Annotated in this window: 18 protein-coding genes; 14 read left to right on the top strand and 4 right to left on the bottom strand. The window is 62.1% G+C overall.

The features are described from left to right. Positions 1–19 precede the first annotated feature (19 nt). The gene (locus MUO32_RS06800) at positions 20–2,500 is read right to left on the bottom strand and encodes a calcium-binding protein (protein ID WP_257947467.1); all 2,481 of its coding nucleotides are present in this window, start codon (positions 2,498–2,500) and stop codon (positions 20–22) included. Positions 2,501–2,927: 427 nt separating this feature from the next. Here MUO32_RS06800 and pgsA point away from each other — a divergent pair, with 427 nt between their 5' ends. The 3 genes from pgsA to MUO32_RS06815 are packed head-to-tail and all read left to right on the top strand — an operon-like array spanning position 2,928 to position 4,245. Further along, positions 2,928–3,512, top strand: coding sequence for a CDP-diacylglycerol--glycerol-3-phosphate 3-phosphatidyltransferase (gene pgsA, locus MUO32_RS06805; protein ID WP_257947468.1), 585 nt, complete (start codon positions 2,928–2,930; stop codon positions 3,510–3,512). A gap of 1 nt (position 3,513) precedes the next feature. After that, on the top strand, positions 3,514–3,768 hold the full coding sequence (moaD, locus tag MUO32_RS06810; RefSeq protein WP_257947469.1) for a molybdopterin converting factor subunit 1: 255 nt from the start codon (positions 3,514–3,516) through the stop codon (positions 3,766–3,768). 3 nt (positions 3,769–3,771) lie between these two features. After that, on the top strand, positions 3,772–4,245 hold the full coding sequence (locus tag MUO32_RS06815) for a molybdenum cofactor biosynthesis protein MoaE (RefSeq protein ID WP_257947470.1): 474 nt from the start codon (positions 3,772–3,774) through the stop codon (positions 4,243–4,245). On the opposite strand, the gene MUO32_RS06820 is transcribed toward MUO32_RS06815, so the two are convergent. After that, positions 4,242–5,138, bottom strand: coding sequence for a branched-chain amino acid ABC transporter permease (locus tag MUO32_RS06820; protein ID WP_257947471.1), 897 nt, complete (start codon positions 5,136–5,138; stop codon positions 4,242–4,244). The genes MUO32_RS06815 and MUO32_RS06820 overlap by 4 nt on opposite strands. 68 nt (positions 5,139–5,206) lie before the next feature. On the opposite strand from MUO32_RS06820, the gene MUO32_RS06825 reads away from it, so the two are divergent. The 3 genes from MUO32_RS06825 (at position 5,207) to MUO32_RS06835 (ending at position 7,735) form a co-directional block, all read left to right on the top strand. Continuing rightward, positions 5,207–5,761, top strand: coding sequence for a CGNR zinc finger domain-containing protein (locus MUO32_RS06825; RefSeq protein WP_257947472.1), 555 nt, complete (start codon positions 5,207–5,209; stop codon positions 5,759–5,761). Further along, on the top strand, positions 5,758–6,264 hold the full coding sequence (locus tag MUO32_RS06830; protein WP_257947473.1) for a hypothetical protein: 507 nt from the start codon (positions 5,758–5,760) through the stop codon (positions 6,262–6,264). The genes MUO32_RS06825 and MUO32_RS06830 overlap by 4 nt, the downstream gene beginning before the upstream one ends. Before the next feature lie 61 nt (positions 6,265–6,325). Further along, positions 6,326–7,735, top strand: coding sequence for a hypothetical protein (locus tag MUO32_RS06835; protein WP_257947474.1), 1,410 nt, complete (start codon positions 6,326–6,328; stop codon positions 7,733–7,735). A gap of 69 nt (positions 7,736–7,804) precedes the next feature. Here the strand turns inward: MUO32_RS06835 and ndk are convergent, their stop codons facing one another. Both ndk and MUO32_RS06845 read right to left on the bottom strand, forming a co-directional pair. After that, entirely contained in the window at positions 7,805–8,227 is a 423-nt protein-coding gene (ndk, locus tag MUO32_RS06840; RefSeq protein WP_069059233.1) for a nucleoside-diphosphate kinase, read from the bottom strand. 105 nt (positions 8,228–8,332) lie between these two features. Further along, positions 8,333–9,022, bottom strand: a complete 690-nt coding sequence (locus tag MUO32_RS06845) for a glutathione S-transferase family protein (RefSeq protein ID WP_257947475.1) — start codon at positions 9,020–9,022, stop codon at positions 8,333–8,335. A 133-nt stretch (positions 9,023–9,155) separates the two neighbouring features. Here MUO32_RS06845 and MUO32_RS06850 point away from each other — a divergent pair, with 133 nt between their 5' ends. The 8 genes from MUO32_RS06850 to MUO32_RS06885 all read left to right on the top strand — a co-directional run bounded on the left by MUO32_RS06850 (position 9,156) and on the right by MUO32_RS06885 (position 17,881). Further along, positions 9,156–9,677: a DinB family protein gene (locus MUO32_RS06850; protein ID WP_257947476.1), complete on the top strand. Its 522-nt coding sequence runs from the start codon at positions 9,156–9,158 to the stop codon at positions 9,675–9,677. A gap of 185 nt (positions 9,678–9,862) precedes the next feature. Further along, positions 9,863–10,150 (top strand): hypothetical protein, encoded by a 288-nt coding sequence (locus MUO32_RS06855; protein ID WP_257947477.1) that lies wholly within the window; start codon positions 9,863–9,865, stop codon positions 10,148–10,150. Positions 10,151–10,331: 181 nt separating this feature from the next. After that, the gene (locus MUO32_RS06860; RefSeq protein WP_257947478.1) at positions 10,332–11,414 is read left to right on the top strand and encodes a GGDEF domain-containing protein; all 1,083 of its coding nucleotides are present in this window, start codon (positions 10,332–10,334) and stop codon (positions 11,412–11,414) included. Positions 11,415–11,459: 45 nt separating this feature from the next. After that, positions 11,460–13,346, top strand: coding sequence for an ABC-F family ATP-binding cassette domain-containing protein (locus MUO32_RS06865; RefSeq protein ID WP_257947479.1), 1,887 nt, complete (start codon positions 11,460–11,462; stop codon positions 13,344–13,346). A 197-nt stretch (positions 13,347–13,543) separates the two neighbouring features. Next, complete coding sequence (locus MUO32_RS06870; protein WP_257947480.1) at positions 13,544–14,650, top strand: TRAP transporter substrate-binding protein; 1,107 nt, start codon at positions 13,544–13,546, stop codon at positions 14,648–14,650. Positions 14,651–14,805: 155 nt separating this feature from the next. Beyond that, on the top strand, positions 14,806–15,414 hold the full coding sequence (locus MUO32_RS06875; protein ID WP_257947481.1) for a TRAP transporter small permease subunit: 609 nt from the start codon (positions 14,806–14,808) through the stop codon (positions 15,412–15,414). Continuing rightward, a complete protein-coding gene (locus MUO32_RS06880) occupies positions 15,411–16,859 on the top strand; it encodes a TRAP transporter large permease subunit (RefSeq protein WP_257947482.1) in 1,449 nt (482 codons plus the stop codon). Before MUO32_RS06875 ends, MUO32_RS06880 begins: the two co-directional genes overlap by 4 nt. Positions 16,860–16,954: 95 nt before the next feature. Continuing rightward, positions 16,955–17,881: a Gfo/Idh/MocA family protein gene (locus tag MUO32_RS06885; protein ID WP_257947483.1), complete on the top strand. Its 927-nt coding sequence runs from the start codon at positions 16,955–16,957 to the stop codon at positions 17,879–17,881. Positions 17,882–17,890: the final 9 nt, after the last annotated feature.

The raw sequence follows: 17,890 nt of genomic DNA on the forward strand, positions 1-17,890 counted from the left end.
AGTGCGTCGTGGCCCTCACCTAGAGAATGAAGTCGCCCTTCACCAGCGCTAGGGCAGAATCGAGCTTGATGGAGAAGTCGGCTTTCCCGTCACCGTCCACGTCGCCATGGATGTAGGTTTCGCCCACCTTCTTCTCGAAGCGCAACTCGCCGGCCTTCTTCGAGAATTCCTTGGCCCCGACAAAGGCGAAGGCGTCGTTTCTCGCGGTCGAAGACCTCGCGTCGATACCTGAGAGGTCGATACGGTCACCCTGTTTGTGGGAAAAGTCTGAGATCGTATCGCGACCCGACGTAAACGTCGTCGAATCCTTTGCCGAGGTGAAGACAAAGGTATCCTTGCCGGTGCCGCCGTAGAGGTCGTCTGCACCGCGGCCGCCCACAAGCGTGTCGTCGCCCGCCATGCCCTTCAGCACGTTTTCGCGCCGGCCACCGACGATTATGTTGGCCAGCTGGTTGCCGGTGCCGTCTGCGTCGCCTGCATTTTTCAAGGTCAGGTTCTCGACATTGGCTGGCAGCGTGTAGCTGATCCAGGCTTCCACGCTGTCGATCCCCTCTCCCTTTCTCTCGATCACCCTGTCGCCGGCCTCGCCAACGAGATAGCTGTCGTCTCCCGTGCCGCCATACATTCGATCGATGCCAATACCGTCATCGAGGGAACCGCCGTCAAGCATATCGTTGCCCGCACCGCCGAACAGGATGTCGTGGCCACCATTCCCCTTGAGTAGGTTGTTTCCGGAGTTTCCCTTGATGGTGTTGGCGTAGTCGTTGCCAGTGCCATCGATATTGCCGGTCCCCGTCAAAATCAGATTTTCGACGGCGCTCCAACCCAGCGTGTAGCTAAACGAAGCCTTAACGAGGTCGATACCAGCCTCCCAGTCTTCATATATCGAGTCATATTTCTCATCGACGATATAGACATCATCGCCGTCGCCACCCTCCATCTCGTCGATCCCGGAACCGCCATTCAGCGTATCGTTGCCGGCACCACCCTCGAGCGTGTCACGCCCCGCGCCGCCGTTCAAGGTATCGTTACCGCCATGCCCCCTGAGCGAGTTACCCTTGATATTGCCGGTAATGACATTCGCGAGATCGTTGCCTTCACCATCACTGAACTCGTCGTCGCCCCTCAAGACGAGATTTTCGATATTGTCAGCCAGCTTTATATTGCTTGAATAGGATATAACGAGGTCAGTGCCCTCACGTGCCTTTTCGATGGTCACATCGCCGAAATCATCGACGACATAGACGTCGTCTCCTTTTCCACCGTAGAGAGTGTCGACGCCGCTGCCTCCATCCAGTCTGTCGTTTCCAGCACCGCCGAACAGTGTGTCGCTCCCGCCCAGTCCCTTCAAGATCGAACCGCGAGAGCCGGCAAACAACTGATCGTTGTAATAGTTGCCGACGACTTGCTTGACGCTTCCAGCGTAGAAGATGAAATCACGGGCGCTGAGCTGATCCTCAGCTATACCCTTGAGAACAAATCCGCTCGTGAATGAACGGAAGGTTACCTCAAAATATGCATCGGTTTTGGATCTTGTCTCCAGGATATGCTGAAGCTGCCCAAAGCTGGAAATACCGTAGGCCGACACGTCAATCCTGTCAGTCCCCAAATCGAAATCAAAGATCGTGTTTGTGTCGCCGTCATTCGCAATTTCCTTGCGTGTGGGAGCGACGAAAACGTCTGCACCAGTCCCGCCGAAGAGATCGTTGTTGCCGAGCCCCCCTTTGAGCGTCGAGCCACCGGAGGCCGCAAACAGACGATCGGAAAAATCTGTCCCCAAAACGTCGCGCGCACTCCCGGTATGGAAAATGAAGTCGCCAGCGCTCAGCTTTGCTTTAGTCACCCCCTTGATCGTGAAGCTGTTCCACGCTTCGCCGAATTTCGCCTCGAAATAGGTGTCACCACCTGATTTCGATTCGAGAATGAACTGAAGCTGACGAAAGCTGGACACGCCATAGGAAGAGATATCGATCCTGTCCACGCCTGGAGCGAAGTCGGAGATTGTATTCTGGCTATCGTTATCCACGCCCCTGCGGCGCAGGGCAGCGACAAAGACATCGGCACCGGCGCCACCGGACAATTTGTCATAGCCACCGCCGCCATAGATGGAATCACCACCCGCACCGCCAAGCAATCTATCCGCACTCACTCCGCCATAAATTACGTCATTGCCGCTGCCACCATCTACCCACACGCCGCCAAGCCCAGCGCGAAACAGATCGTTGCCTCCATCAAGTTCCATCGCATACGCGCTCTCGCAGTATCCGACACCAGTCAAATCGAACGTGTCGTTCCCGGTTGTGCCGCGCAGATGATGATTGCCCATGATCAGCGAAATCGATTTCGCAGCCGGCGTCAGCATGAGTTGAGAGACTCTGACATCGCCGAGAAGCCACAATTCGTTGGCTCCTTTCCCATTGGCCACGACGGTGATCTCGCCATAGCTGCCCGCAGGAATGTCGGCGTGGAACTCACCGGGCGAAATCGTAAAAACCGTCATGTCGAAAACGCAACCCTTCGTCGAGTAATGATGGATAAATTCAATATTACAGCGTGCACCGAATGAGCAAGTACGAACCTGAAATAATCCTCAAGCAACAAGGGCTTGCAACGACTGCCGGAGATCTCTGCCGGCGACGAATTTTCTATCGGCAACAAAGTACGAGGTTTAACCGCTGGCTATCTTCGGCGGACAACCCACACCAAAAAAAGGAATATTTTCCCAAGGCAGGTTTCAGGCATGGCAGCCAGCGGCGCATGCGGCACCACGAATGCCTGGCCAATCATCACCGCCGTCTTCAATAGTATGCGCTTCGCCCCCATATTCAGCCGCGCACCGTAAATTCGCCAAGAATTGCCGGAAACAAAGGTTGACGGCGCTGTCACAAAGACCTCATCTAGCTCAAACGATCGAGACTGAAGATTCCATGGCTTCCCGCGCATACAACATTCCGAACCTGCTCACCTACGCCCGCATCGTGGCCGTTCCGCTGATCGTGCTCTGCTTTTTCGTGGAGGGGCGGCTTGAGTCGTCGGATTTCGCGCGATGGACGGCCTTCTGGCTGTTCGCCGCAGCCTCGATCACCGATTATCTCGACGGCTATCTCGCCCGCATCTGGAACCAGACGTCGAATATCGGCCGCATGCTGGACCCGATCGCCGACAAGCTGCTGGTGGCTTCCGTGCTGCTGCTGATGGCCGCCGACGGCACCATCGCCGGGTGGACGATCTGGGCCGCCATCATCATTCTGTGCCGCGAAATGCTCGTCTCGGGTCTGCGTGAATATCTGGCCGACCTCAAGGTCAGCGTGCCCGTAACACGCATCGCCAAGTGGAAGACGACGATCCAGATGCTGGCCATCGGCTTCCTGCTCGCCGGCCCCGCCGGTGAAAAGGTCCTGCCCTACACGACCGAGATCGGCATCACCCTGCTCTGGGCCGCGGCGATCATCACCATGTATACGGGCTACGACTATTTCCGCGCCGGCCTGAAGCACATCGTGGACGATTGAGATGACGAAACTCGTCTATTTCGCCTGGGTGCGCGAACGGATCGGCAAGGGCGAGGAAGACATCGACCTGCCCGCCACCGTGAAGACCGGCGCCGACCTGCTGCGGCATCTCAAGTCGCTTGGCGACGAATACGCCCATGCGCTGGAGCATGAGAACGTGATCCGCATCGCGATCAACCAGGAGCATGTCGAGCACGACGAGCCTATTCTCGGCGCCCGCGAAATCGCGCTCTTCCCGCCGATGACGGGGGGCTGACCCGTGGCCGGCGTCGCCTCGGCTCCGGTTACCGTCCGCGTCCAGAAGGATGATTTCGATCCCGTGGCCGAGGCCTTCAGTCTCACCGGCGATCGGGCGGATGCCGGCGCCATCGTCAGCTTCGTCGGTCTCTGCCGCGATGAGGGCGGCCGTCTCTCCGCGCTGGAACTGGAACACTATCCCGGCATGGCGGAAGCCGAGATCAGCCGCATCTGCCGGCTGGCGGTCGAGCGCTTCTCGCTGCTCGGCGTCACCGCCATCCACCGCGTCGGGAAAATCGCGCCCGGCGCCAACATCGTGCTCGTCATCGCGGTTGCGCCGCACCGCCACGCCGCCTTCGACGGCGCATCCTTCGTCATGGACTACCTGAAGACGTCAGCCCCTTTCTGGAAGAAAGAACACTTTGCCGACGGTCGCGATGGCGGCTGGGTCGATGCCAAGGAGAGCGACGACCGGGCACGGGACAAGTGGGCCTAGGGAACCGGCTTCTCTCGTCTGAAAATCACCAGCAGCAGCACGAGCGCCGAAAAGATCACCAGATCCCGCCAGAGAAAGTCGCCATAGGCGCTCCACAGCGTCTCGGCGACCCCCATGGCCGCGCCGCCGAGGGCTGAAAGCAGGGGTGCCCCTGCTCCGCCGATCGCGGCGATGAACAGCACCTTCACGCCGAAGACGAGCCCCGCGCCAAAATCCATATTGCCATAGTAGGAGACGGCGAGGATGCCCGTCAGACTGGCGATGAGCGCCGCGGCGGCATAGGCCGAGAGATAGACGCCGGCCGCATCCACGCCGCAGAGTTCCGCCGCTTGCCGATCCTCCGACACCGCCCGCCAGCGCCGGCCCCAGGCGGAACGGGCGAGCACCGCATGGCCGATGGCGACGATGGCAAGCATCGCGGCGGTGTTGGCAAGCTGGATCACCGTCAGCACGACGGGAAAGGCAGGATCATCCCAAAAGACGACGCGCGCATTGAGGAAGGGCGGCAGCCAGAGACTGCGCGTATCCGAGGCAAGCCGCGCCGTCTCCATCAGCACCAGCACCACGCCGAGCGCTGCGACCACGACCGTGTTGTCTGAGGAAAAGGCGAGCGGCCGCATGACGTGCCGGCCCACGACAAGGCCCGCGCCGACACTGTAGAGCAGCGCCATCACGGCACCGAAGCCGAGGGCCGCCGGCAGAACGAGCCAGAGATGGCGCCAGCCGTAGCCGGAAAACAGCACGAACATCTGCGCCGAAAACGCAAAGAGCGCGCCATAGCCGATATCCGCCCTTCGCGTCACGGCGAAGGCGATGGAATAGCCGAAGGCGAGCGCCGCGTAGAGTGCGGCGACCGGCACGGCATTGGCGATCTGCTGGAGGAAATAGGCCATGGCGGCTCCAGGTCTCTGCGTCTACAAATTATAACTGGCAAAATGGCTTTTACCAGTTAGAATATGCAATGACCTTTTCCTGGACCCCGCATCGTTTTTCCGGTGGGGCGCTTGCGCTCGATGTCGCGAACTCCGTCGTGCTGCGCGCAGATCCGGAGCGCCGCATCGACCGTTTCGCCGATCCCGCCGCGATGGATGCCTTTCCATCGGGCGCCAACCGGCACGGGGCGGAGCGGAATCTGTTCGGCCCGCTGGAGCCGGTGAACGAACCGGCGCGCGAAGGACTGGTACGCCTGCGCGAGGCCATCGACCGGCATTTTCGCGCGGAAGCGCTCGGGCACGGCAAACCGGCGCTGTTGGCTGACCTCCTCGATGCGATTTCCGCGACGTTCCGAATTTCGGGCGAGCGGCCGCTGGCGCTCGATACCGCCACCGCCCGCTCGGCGCTGATGCTGCTGTCGCGGCCGGAGCCGGATCGGCTGAAAATCTGCCCGAACTGCAATTGGCTCTTTCTCGACCGCAGCCGCAACCGCTCGCGCGCCTGGTGCGACATGGCCGTCTGCGGCAACCGGGTGAAGGCCAACCGCCACTATCGCCGCAATCGCGAGGAGCCCCGCCTATGAAAAGGTCCCTTCTCATCGCCGTCCCGCTCGCGCTTCTGCTGGCCGCCTGCCAGCGCGAGGCCGGTCCCGATCCGCTGAAGCTGACGGGCAAGATGTTCGTCTTCAACTACCGTCTCGCCTATGCGACCTACATGGTGACGCTTGAGCAGACCGAGCCTCTGCCCGAGGGCGCCCTCGTGAAGGCCGAATTCGAGAACCCGGCGGGTGGCGCGCCGCTGGTGCTGGAACGCAAGATTTTTCCCAATCTGGCGCGCGTGGTGCTGGAAAGCCCCGATGTGAGCTGTGTGAAGAAGAACCAGCCCTATAAAGTCACGATCTCGCTTCTCGGGCCCGGTGGAGACACGTTGCAGACACTGGAAACCCAGGTCACATCCAATCTCGACCAGAGCATCCTGCCGGAAAAGGCGCTGGTGGTCGGTCCCGCCTATGACAAGAACCCGGAGGTTTTCAAGGACGGCAAGGCGCCCGCGCATTTCGAAACGGCGAAGTGCCCAGCCGACTGACGAATTTTTGACGATGCTGATGCGTTCCGCCTGAAAACGGTTTCATCGGGAGGATGTTCGCATGCGGTTCCTGCCTGTCCTGGCGCTCGGCTTTTCGATGGTCTCCACGGCGGTTCATGCCGAGGAAGCGGCGACCTGCCCCGCCGAGAGCGCAATCCTCGCCTTTTCCGATGCGGTACTGGCAGACCGGGAGAAACTGCCGCGACTGAAGGCGCGTGGTTTTGGCGCGGAGGCGGCTTACCTGAAAATCCGCTATGGCAAGCTTTCGATGGACGAAGCGGCCGAACTTGCCCACGGGCTGCGCGAGGCCGGCGTGCGCGAGGCAGTCGACCTTGCCGGAGCGATCGATGCGACACGCGGCGGGCTCGATGCGCTGAACGTCACCGATCCGGTGCAGCTCAACGGGCTGATCTCGACCCTGCGGGCAGTCCTGCTGCATGGGGATGGCGATAAACTGCTTGCCGCCGTCGCCAGCCTGCCGCCCGAACGGCAAACCCCGCTCGTGGAGCGCATCGTGCCCGCCATCGTGGACTGGCCCGACGAAGAGAAGGCGAAACTCGCGGCGTCGGCCGGTCGTCTCAAGCTGTTTTTCCTCCAGGCCGGCCTTGCCGCGAGCCAGCGAGACCCGAATGCCTGGCCTGTCTTCGTGGCCGGTTTTCCCGAACAATCCAAGCTTCAGGACCTCGCCCGGATCTGGAACTGGGCGCCGGCGCTTACGGGCAACCCCGCCCTGCCAACGCTCCCGGTGCCGGATGCCAAGGTCCAGGCGATGCGCAAGAGGCTTCACATTATATGGATCGCGGCGCTGCGGGAGCCGGAGCGCGACTTCCTGATGACCTATGTGAACCAGACGGGGGATATCGTATCCGTGGAAAAGGCAGCGCAAGCGGTGCAGGCCGAAATCGAGGCGGGACGGGTCAAGCCGGACGGCCTCTTCGATCCGGCATGGCTGACAGCCTACAGGGCTCTGCGCTCCGCCGCGCCCGATCCGGCCGTGGCCACCGGAACCCTTGAAATGATTTCCTTCTATACGCGCCGTACCGTCCACCCAGCCGGCAATGCCTCGATACAGGACGTGATCGACCGGATCATCGCGGTCGATGCGCTGACACCCTATCTCATGGGCAAGGCCGCCGGTGTGCCGGCCATGCCGACCGACATCAGTGTGAAGTTCCAGGCGGAGTGGCCGCTGTGGGCGGAGCTTGCCACGTCCCTGAAGTCCACACCGCTGACACCCTTAGCAAAGGACGCGGTAAAGGCGCCCATCGTGGCGGAGCTGCTGTTTGCGGCGGAGGATCACGCCCGTCTTGCCGATTTCGTGCTGGCGGTGGAGCCGGCGGAGACGAAGCTTGCGATCGCGACGGATTTCGCCATGCGGCTTGATCGTACATGCGAAAGCTTTCTGCATCACCCCGCCGAAGCACTGATGCTCTCTGGCCAGCCGATCTTCAGGTTCGATCCGGCAAAATGAAACCGGGGCCTTTCGGCCCCGGTTCCAGAATCATCTCAAAGGCTTCCGGCCTCAGCCGGACAATCCGATTCAGCCGACGATTTCGGTGTCGGAGAACCAGTACTTGATTTCCTGGGCAGCGGTTTCCGGAGCGTCGGAGCCGTGGACCGAGTTTTCACCGATCGACAGGGCGTGCGTCTTGCGGATCGTGCCTTCGTCGGCGTTTGCCGGGTTGGTCGCGCCCATGATTTCACGGTTCTTGAGGATCGCGTTCTCACCTTCGAGAACCTGGACGATCGTCGGGCCCGACGTCATGCCTTCAACGAGTTCGCCGAAGAAGGGGCGTTCCTTGTGAACGGCGTAAAAGCCTTCGGCTTCGCGCGTGCTCATCCAGACGCGCTTGGAAGCAACGACGCGCAGGCCCGCGTCTTCGAGCATCTTGGTGATCGCGCCGGTCAGGTTGCGCTTCGTCGCGTCCGGCTTGATCATCGAAAAGGTGCGTTCAATCGCCATTTTCCCGTTTCCCTTTGGTTTTCCGGTGAAAGTGGCGGTTCAATAGCCGCCAACGCCCCGCAAAACAAGGGGGTGACGGCTTTTGGCGATGTCAGCCTCAAACTTTCATGCGGCCGTCACACGCCGGCCGATGCCGCCATGCAGATCGAGGCAACGGGCAAACCAGAGCGCAACCGGATCGTCGTCCTCCAGCACCTTCGTACCAGCCGTGGTGCGCAGCCATTGCAGCGCGCCGAAGACGATATAGTCGGGAAAGAGCGGGCTTTCACCGCCGATGAAGGGCTGGATCTTCAGCATGTTGCGCAACGGCTGCAGCTTCTTGGCAAAAGCCTCGACCTCCGCCCTGCCGGCCGCGGCGATCTCCTCCAGCGGCGCGCCAAGACGCTCCTCGCGGCTGCGGCGGAAATAGGCGCGGTCGGCCTCGCCGAGCATGTCGTGAATATCGAGGATGGCGATGCGGGTGATGGCCATGTGCAGGATCGATTGCGACCAGCTTTCGATGAAGCGCGCCATTGCCTGGCCGCCCTCTCCGCCAAACAGCGAGGGCCGTTCGGGATAGGCCTCGTCGAGATAGAGCGCGATGCCAAAGCTGTCGCGCACCAGCCTGTCGCCGTCCCGCAGCAGCGGCACCGTCGCCGTGCCGCCGTTCTCTATACCGGGGATTTCGGTGAAACCGACGGGCACCGTCTGGTAGTCCAGCCCCTTGTGGGCGAGCGACATCACGGTCTTCCACACATGGGGTGAAAACTGGCGGGCCTTGTCGGCGCCGGCGAGCGCGTAGAGCAATCGGGTCATGAAATCCTCGTCATCGATTTGCAGGCATTGGAGCGCAGGGCGGCTGGCTGCGCAAATCAGATAATTTCATGGATGGCATTCACGCCGCCGATGCACGCATCCGCTATAGTCGCGCCAAAGCACGGAGACTTTTATGCTCGACCACTACCGCATGTACGCCGGCTACAACGCCTGGGCCAACCGCATACTCTACGAGGCCGTGGGCAAGCTTGACGAGGCCGCCTACCGCAAGGACCTCGGCGCCTTCTTCGGCTCCCTGCACGGAACCTTGAACCACCTGCTCTGCGCCGACCGGATCTGGCTGAAGCGCTTCACGGGCACCGGTGAAGCCCCGACCAGCCTCGATGCTGTGCTCTGCGGGGATTTTGCCGGCCTCTGGGCCGCTCGCCAAGCCGAGGATGCGCGCATTGCCGCCTATGTCGATTCGCTCGACGAGGCGCAGATCGCCCGCGACATCACCTATACGCCTTTGACGAACCCCACCCCCATCACCCATCCCCTCGGCCCCGCGCTCACCCACGTCTTCAACCACCAGACCCACCATCGGGGTCAGTGCCATGGGATGCTGACGGCGGTCGGCGGGCCGAGCCTGTCGCTCGACCTCATCTATTTCGCCCGCACGGACGGTTCGGCATTTTTGCGGGCCAGAAGTTGAGTATGACGCCCGTCTCCTGCAATAGTGGTGAAATAGTCCTGCGCTATTCGACCGCAGGACATCGATTGAGGGGATTGTCCGGTCCTGTCACCCAGGTGACAGGCAGCGGTGATCGGCGGTGAGATAGTCGCTGCCATTGGAGGTGATGCCGAAACGGCGCGCCTCACCTGAGAGAGGGAAGAAAGATGGCAAGAAGCAACGAGGAATGGGCCGCCCTGCTGGGCAGCACGCTTTGCAAGATGGCGCGCGTCTATGGCACCGACGCCCCGAACGCCTATCTGCCGGAGGAATGCTATCCGGTGATCGAAAAGACCTTCGAGGTGGCGCTGAAGGAGGCGCGCGCCGAAGGTTACGCCGCGGCGATGCGCGAATTGCAGCAGGCCCGCACGACCCGCAGCGCCGCCAATGCGCAGCGCCCTTCGCTCGTCAGTCACGTCATGCGGTCCTTCGCGCTCACCCGGCGCCTGGCCTGACAACACCGGCTTCCAAGGGCGGCACCCCGCCGCCCTTGGAAGCCGGCGCAACTGCGCATTGTCAATTCCGCGCGAATTCTCTTTCAGCAAACGCAAAATTAACCGCACAATCCGATAGTTACGCCAACAAATCCGATCCAGGTGCAGAGGCATTCCGCTGCGCCCCAGCTGATGGCGTATCATGAGTAGCAAGGCCGCCCCCGCCCCCAAGGACACTCCGTCCACCGTTCCACCGATCATGGCGCGCATCGCCCATGTCATGGCCAATCTCGGCATTGCCGGGCTGCCGCGGAACTACGAGCTGCTGTTCGAGGCGCTGAACGGCAACGCGAGCGTGGCGCGCGAGATCGCCGCCCTCGGCAAGACGCCGGATCAGGCGGCGCTCGATTCGATTGCGCTGCGCCATTCGCTTCCCAGCCACAATGTGCTTGCCGCCGGCCAGGCGGCGGGCGAAGCGGTTCGCGTGCTCGCGGAAATCGCGGATACCGCCGAGGCGAACCGTCGCCAGCGTGCCGCCGCGATGCAGGAACTCGAGGAAATCTCTCTGCGCATGCGCAAGGATCCCGTGCTCGGCATTTCGGATTTCGCCACGGATACGGTGCGCCTGCTCTCCATCGTGCGCGACATTCTCGGCAATGATCGCACCTCCGCCGCGCGGATCGACGACCTGCAGTCCCATCTCGAGGGTTTGCGGTCCGGCCTGTCCGTCAGTCGCGAAGCGCTGACCCACGATCCCGTGACCGGCCTTGCCAACCATGCCGCCCTGCTCGGCCGGCTGAAGGCCTTCTTCCAGACGGAAGCGGAGAGCGGCACGGCGGCGCTGCTGCTCTTCCGCGTCGAGCAACTCAAGGAATTCGCCGAGACGCATCCGGCAGGTGCGGCGGAGAAAACACTGAAGCGGCTTGCCGCCATTTTCCGCCGCTCGGTCAAGAAGGACGATTTCGTTGCCCGCACGGGGCCCGATCTTTTCTGCCTGCTGCTGCCCGATGTCAGCCGCGAGATCGCCGTCACGATCGCGCGGCGCATTGCCGGCCGTGTCGCCGAAAAGCCGTTTCCCTTCATGGATCGCGAACTTCCCGCCGGCTTCCTGACGCTGACGGCCGGCGTCTCGATGACCGATTCGGCGAAGACCCCGACCATGCTCTACGATCAGGCCGATCAGGCGCTCGCCTATGCCGCAGAGACCGGCATTGCGCTGCGCATCTATTCCGCCGAGGTGGCGGATCGGGCCGGGCGCGGCTATCGCACGGGTTCGGCGGCCTGAACCGCCTCTTGCCTTAGGCCGCCGCCCCGCCCTATAGGTCCCGGCATGATCACGATTTCCGGCCTCACCGCCCGCATTGCCGGGCGCCTCCTTATCGAAAACGCGTCCCTTTCGCTGCCGAGCGGCGTGAAGGTCGGGCTTGTCGGGCGAAACGGCACCGGCAAATCCACGCTGTTTCGCATCATCACCGGGCAGCTCGCGTCCGAGGCCGGCACCGTCACGATGCCGAAGAACGCGCGTATCGGCCAGGTGGCACAGGAAGCACCAGGCACGGACGATTCGCTGATCGAGATCGTGCTGGCCGCCGACAAGGAGCGCGCCGCTCTGCTGAAGGAAGCGGAAACCGCGACCGACCCGCACCGCATCGCCGAAATCCAGACGCGGCTCACCGATATCGGCGCCCACTCGGCCGAATCGCGGGCCGCAAGCATCCTTGCCGGCCTCGGTTTCGACCATGATGCGCAGCAGCGGGCGGCCAAGAGCTTTTCGGGCGGCTGGCGCATGCGCGTGGCGCTGGCGGCCGTGCTGTTTTCCGAGCCGGACCTGCTCCTCCTCGACGAACCGACCAACTATCTCGACCTCGAAGGCACGCTGTGGCTGGAAGACTATGTGCGGCGCTATCCGCACACCGTCATCATCATCAGCCATGACCGCGACCTGCTGAACACCGCTGTCAACGCCATCGTGCATCTCGACCAGCAGAAGCTGACCTTCTATCGCGGCTCCTATGACCAGTTTGAGCGGCAGAAGGCCGAGAACGACGAGTTGCAGATGAAGGCAAAGGCGAAAAACGACGCCGCGCGCAAACATCTGCAAAGCTTCATCGATCGCTTCAAGGCCAAGGCCACCAAGGCCAAGCAGGCGCAGAGCCGCGTCAAGGCGCTGGAGCGCATGGGCACGGTCGCGGCGGTCATCGAGACGCATGTGCAGCCGATCACCTTTCCGGAGCCGGAAAAGCAGCCCGCTTCGCCGATCATCGCCATCGAAGGCGGCGCCGTCGGCTATACGCCAGGCGAGCCGATCCTCAAGCAGATCAACCTGCGCATCGACAATGACGACCGCATCGCGCTGCTCGGCTCGAACGGCAACGGCAAGTCGACCTTCGCAAAATTCATCTCCGGCCGGCTGGAGGCTGAATCCGGCACCGTGAAGCGTGCACCTAGCCTCAAGATCGGCTTTTTCGCGCAGCACCAGCTCGACGACCTCATTCCCGAGCAGTCGCCCGTCGAACATGTGCGCCGGCTGATGCCGGAGGCGCCGGAAGCCAAGGTGCGCGCCCGCGTGGCCCAGATGGGTCTTGCCACGGAAAAGATGTCCACGCCCGCCAAGGACCTTTCAGGCGGCGAAAAGGCCCGCCTGCTGATGGGCCTTGCCGCCTTCGACGCGCCGAACCTGTTGATCCTCGACGAACCGACGAACCATCTCGACATCGACAGCCGCCGCGCGCTGATCGAGGCGCTGAACGACTACGAAGGCGCCGTCATCCTGATTTCGCATGACCGCCACCTGATCGAGGCGACCGTCGACCGGCTGTGGCTGGTCAACAACGGCACGGTGAAGGCCTTCGACGGCGACATGGAGGAATATCGCAGCATCATCGTCCAGTCCGGTAAGAAGGACGACAAGGACAAGCCTGCCTCCAACGGCGATACAGCCAACAAGGCGGACCAGCGCAAGGCCAATGCGGACCGGCGCGCCCAGTTCGCGCCGCTCAAGAAAAAGATCAACGAAATCGAATCGCTGACGGCGAAACTGCACAAGCAGATTCAGCTTCTTGATGCGGAGCTTGCGGACCCGGTGCTCTACGAGAAGAGCCCGGCCAAGGCGGCGGAGAAGGCCAAGCTCCGCTCCTTGGCGGTCGACAAGCTGAACGAGGCCGAGGAACAGTGGCTGGAGCTTTCGGCGGAGTACGAGGAGGCGATGGCCGGTTGATCCGGCCTAGCACTCTCTCAAGAAACGCTCAAAAAACAGGCAGATAGCTTGAAATTTCCCCTAAGACGAAAGTCTAGAGGGTCGCTTTCCCGTTCTTCCCTTCCTTGGCTTGAAACGCCAATCCCGACATGGTTCACTCCCGCGTGATGACACGAGAGCAGGGAAGAGGAGCCCTGCTCGCCATTGGGAGGAAATCTATGGATCGTCGTTCATTCATCAAGAAGGCCGGTGTCGCCGGCGTGGGCGGTGCAGCCGCGACCATGCTCGCAGCGCCGGCAATTGCGCAGACCAATCCGAAGATCACCTGGCGCCTGACCTCGTCGTTCCCCAAGGGGCTCGACACGATCTATGGTGGCGCGGTGACCTTCGCAAAATACCTTTCCGAAGCGACCGACGGCAATTTCGAGATCCAGCCCTTTGCGGCCGGTGAACTGGTGCCCGGCCTTCAGGCCGCCGACGCCGTCTCAGCCGGCACGGTCGAGGCCTGCCACACCGTCGCCTACTATTATTGGGGCAAGGACCCCACCTGGGCGCTCGCGGCCGCCGTTCCCTTCGCGCTCAACGCGCGCGGCATGAACGCCTGGCACTACCATGGCGGCGGCATCGACCTCTGCAACGAATTCTTCGCCACGCAGAACATCTACGCCCTGCCCGGCGGCAATACCGGCGTGCAGATGGGCGGCTGGTTCCGCAAGGAAATCAAGACCGTCGAGGACCTCAAGGGCCTCAAGATGCGCATCGGGGGCTTTGCCGGCGCCATCGTCGCCAAGCTCGGCGTCATCCCGCAGCAGATCGCAGGCGGCGAAATCTACCAGGCGCTGGAAAAGGGCACGATCGACGCCGCCGAATGGGTCGGTCCCTATGACGACGAGAAGCTCGGCTTCCAGAAGGTCGCGCCCTACTACTACTATCCGGGCTTCTGGGAAGGCGGCCCGACCGTGCACCTGATGTTCAACAAGGCAAAATACGAAGAGCTGCCGAAGCACTACCAGTCGCTGATGCGCACAGCGGCCCAGGCTACCGACGCCAACATGCTGCAGAAGTACGACTACCTGAACCCGACGGCGATCAAGAAACTCGTGGCCGCCGGTGCGCAACTGCGCCCCTTCAGCCCGGAAATCCTGGCCGCCTGCTTCGAGCAGTCGGAAAAGACCTATGCGGAGATGGAAAGCAGCAACGCCAACTTCAAGAAGATCTGGGACTCCATCAAGGCCTTCCGCAAGGAAACCTTCCTGTGGCAGCAGGTGGCGGAGTACACCAACGACACCTTCATGATGCAGCTACAGCGCGCCGGCAAACTCTGAGTTTGCATACAGACGGCGGGGTCCATGATCCCGCCGTCTTCGTTTCATCCGGAGGCAACTGCATCTTTCTGCAGCGACTGTCGCGCATCAATGACGCGCAGCGTTGCGGCTCCGGCACCGGACAATCCGTTCATTAAAAACGGAGGGAGGGGAACTTGGCTCTCGCTTTACGTATCACCGGCCTCATCGACGAACTGAGCCGGCGGGTTTCGATCATCGCGATCTGGCTCGTGCTGTTTTCGTCACTGACCGCCGCCTTCAACGCGATCTTCCGCTACTCCACCGACGGCATCCTCTGGATGGAGCGCAATGTCGGCGGCGTCGGCATTTTCGAATTCATGCTCAACCTCTACCGCGACAACTCCAACACGCTCTCCGAAGCGCAGTGGTACATGTTCGCCGGCATGGTCATGCTCGGCGGCGCCTGGACGCTGAAGGTCAACGAGCATGTGCGCGTCGATCTGGTCTACGGCTCGGTCAGCGAGCGCACGCGCACCTGGATCGACCTGCTTGGCGGCATCTTCTTCCTTCTGCCGATATGCGTGCTGATGATTTATTTCACCTGGCCGTGGTTCGTCGATTCGTGGGTCACCAACGAGGGCTCCAACAATGCCGGCGGCCTGCCGCGCTGGCCGGCCAAGCTGATGATCCCGCTCGGCTTCGGCCTCGTCGGCCTGCAAGGACTCGCTGAAATCATCAAATGCGTTCTCGTGTTCACGCACGGCTACGTCCGCGAATTCGCCTACGAGAAGCCGCTGCAATGATCCAGTTCATCATCCACTACATGGCGCCCATGATGTTCGTGGGCCTGATCTTCTTCATGGTCATCGGGTATCCGGCGGCCTTCTCGCTCGCGGCGGTCGGCCTGTTCTTCGGCTTCGTCGCGATCGAACTCGGGGTGATCGCACCGGATTTCCTCGGCAACCTCACCTACCAGCTCTTCTCGGTGCTTTCCAACGACCTGCTGCTGGCCATCCCCTTCTTCACCTTCATGGGCGTGATCCTGGAACGGTGCGGACTGGCGGAAGATCTGCTTGACGGCTTCGGCCAGCTCTTCGGCGGCGTGCGCGGCGGCCTTTCCTATGCCGTCATCCTCGTCGGTGCCGTGCTCGGCGCGATCACCGGCACCGTCGCCGCCTCGGTCATCGCCATGGGCCTCATCTCGCTGCCGGTGATGACGCGCTACGGCTACAACATCCGCCACGCCACCGGCGTCATCGCCGCGTCTGGTACCATCACCCAGCTCATTCCGCCGTCGCTGGTGCTGATCGTGCTGGCCGACCAGCTCCAGAAATCACCCGGCGACATGTATATCGGCGCCACCGGCGCCAGCATCGTGCAAGTGCTGCTGTTCATGGGCTGGGTGTTCATCCTCAGCATCTTCCGGCCGCACTATGTTCCGGCCCTTCCGCCGGAAGCCCGCACGCTGCGCGGCTGGCCGCTCTACTGGAAGTGCATCCGCGGCATGGTGCCGTCGCTGGCGCTGATCTTCATCGTGCTCGGCACCATCTTCATGGGCCTCGCCACACCGACGGAAGCGGGCGCCATGGGCGTCGTGGGCGCCATCCTGCTCGCCTGGATGAACGGCCGCCTGACCTGGAAGCTCATCTACCAGGGCATGGACATGACGATGCGGCTCACCGCCATGGTGGTCTTCATCCTGCTCGGCGCGCGCGTCTTCTCGCTCGTCTTCCAGGGTGTCGGCGGCAGCCACTGGATCGAGGAAATGCTGACCTCGCTGCCGGGCGGGGTGGTCGGCTTCCTGATCTTCGTCAACATCTTCATCTTCATCATCGCCTTCTTCCTCGATTTCTTCGAGATCGCCTTCATCATCGTGCCGCTGATTGCGCCCGCCGCGCAGGCACTCGGCATCGACCTGATCTGGCTCGGCGTGATGATCTGCGCCAACATGCAGACGAGCTTCATGCACCCGCCCTTCGGCTTTGCCTTGTTCTACCTACGAGGCATCGCGCCGAAGACGGTGAAGACGCGGGATATCTATATGGGGGCGATCCCCTGGTTGATCCTGCAGCTCATCCTCGTCGGCCTGCTGATCGCCTTCCCGGAAATGGTGACCTACTTCCTCGACAAGGACGTGGTGCAGGATCTCGACAGCATCCAGATCCTGGTGCCGGGCACGGAAGGTGGCAGCGGGCTCGACAGCGCCCCGAGCTTCGGCCTCGATTCGCCACCGCAGTTCGGACAGTAACGCCCCTCACCCCGCGCCCCAAACAAACGGCGCCGCTTGCCAGCGGCGCCGTTTGTGCTAGAGGAGTAAATCATCATACAAATGAGGGTGGAGCCATGTCCCCGATCAATCTCGCAATCGTCGGCGTCGGCAAGATCGTGCGCGACCAGCATCTTCCGGCCGTCGCAAAGAACAGCGACTACAGGCTGATCGCCGCGGCAAGCCGCCATGGCACGGTGGATGGCATCGACAATTTCAAGTCGATCGACGAGATGCTCGCAGCGGTGCCTGATATCGAGGCCGTATCGCTCTGCATGCCGCCGCAGTATCGTTATGAAGCCGCCGAGAAGGCGCTTTCCGCCGGAAAACATGTTTTCCTCGAAAAGCCGCCCGGCGCGACCCTCTCCGAAGTCGCCGATCTCGAAGCGCTTGCGGCTTCCAAGGGGCTCTCGCTCTTCGCAAGCTGGCATTCGCGCTACGCGCCGGCTGTGGAAGCCGCCAAAACCTTCCTTGCCGGCACGACGATCCGCGCCATGCAGGTGATCTGGAAGGAAGACGTGCGCCACTGGCACCCGAACCAGGAATGGATCTGGCAGGCTGGCGGTCTCGGCGTGTTCGATCCGGGCATCAACGCGCTGTCGATCGTCACCCACATCCTGCCGCGCCCGGCCTTCATAACCGCCGCCACGCTGGAATTCCCGGAAAACCGTGATGCGCCGATTGCCGCCTCGATGACCTTCAGCGACGCCAAGGGCCTCGACCTCAAGGCGGATTTCGACTGGCGCCAGACGGGCAAGCAGAGCTGGGACATCGTCGCCCAGACCGAAGCGGGCGAGATGGTGCTGTCCGAGGGCGGCGCAAAACTCTCCATCGACGGTAAGCTGGTGCACGACGAGCCGGAGCAGGAATATCCCATGCTCTATAAGCGCTTCGCCGAAATCGTGAAGGCCGGCAAATCCGACGTCGACCTCGCGCCGCTGCGTCATGTTGCCGACGCCTTCATGCTGGGACGGCGCAAGTTCGTCGACGCCTTCCACGATTGAGAAAAGGCC

Origin of the sequence: Shinella sp. CPCC 101442 (assembly GCF_024704725.1) — a bacterium.
Classification (GTDB): domain Bacteria; phylum Pseudomonadota; class Alphaproteobacteria; order Rhizobiales; family Rhizobiaceae; genus Shinella.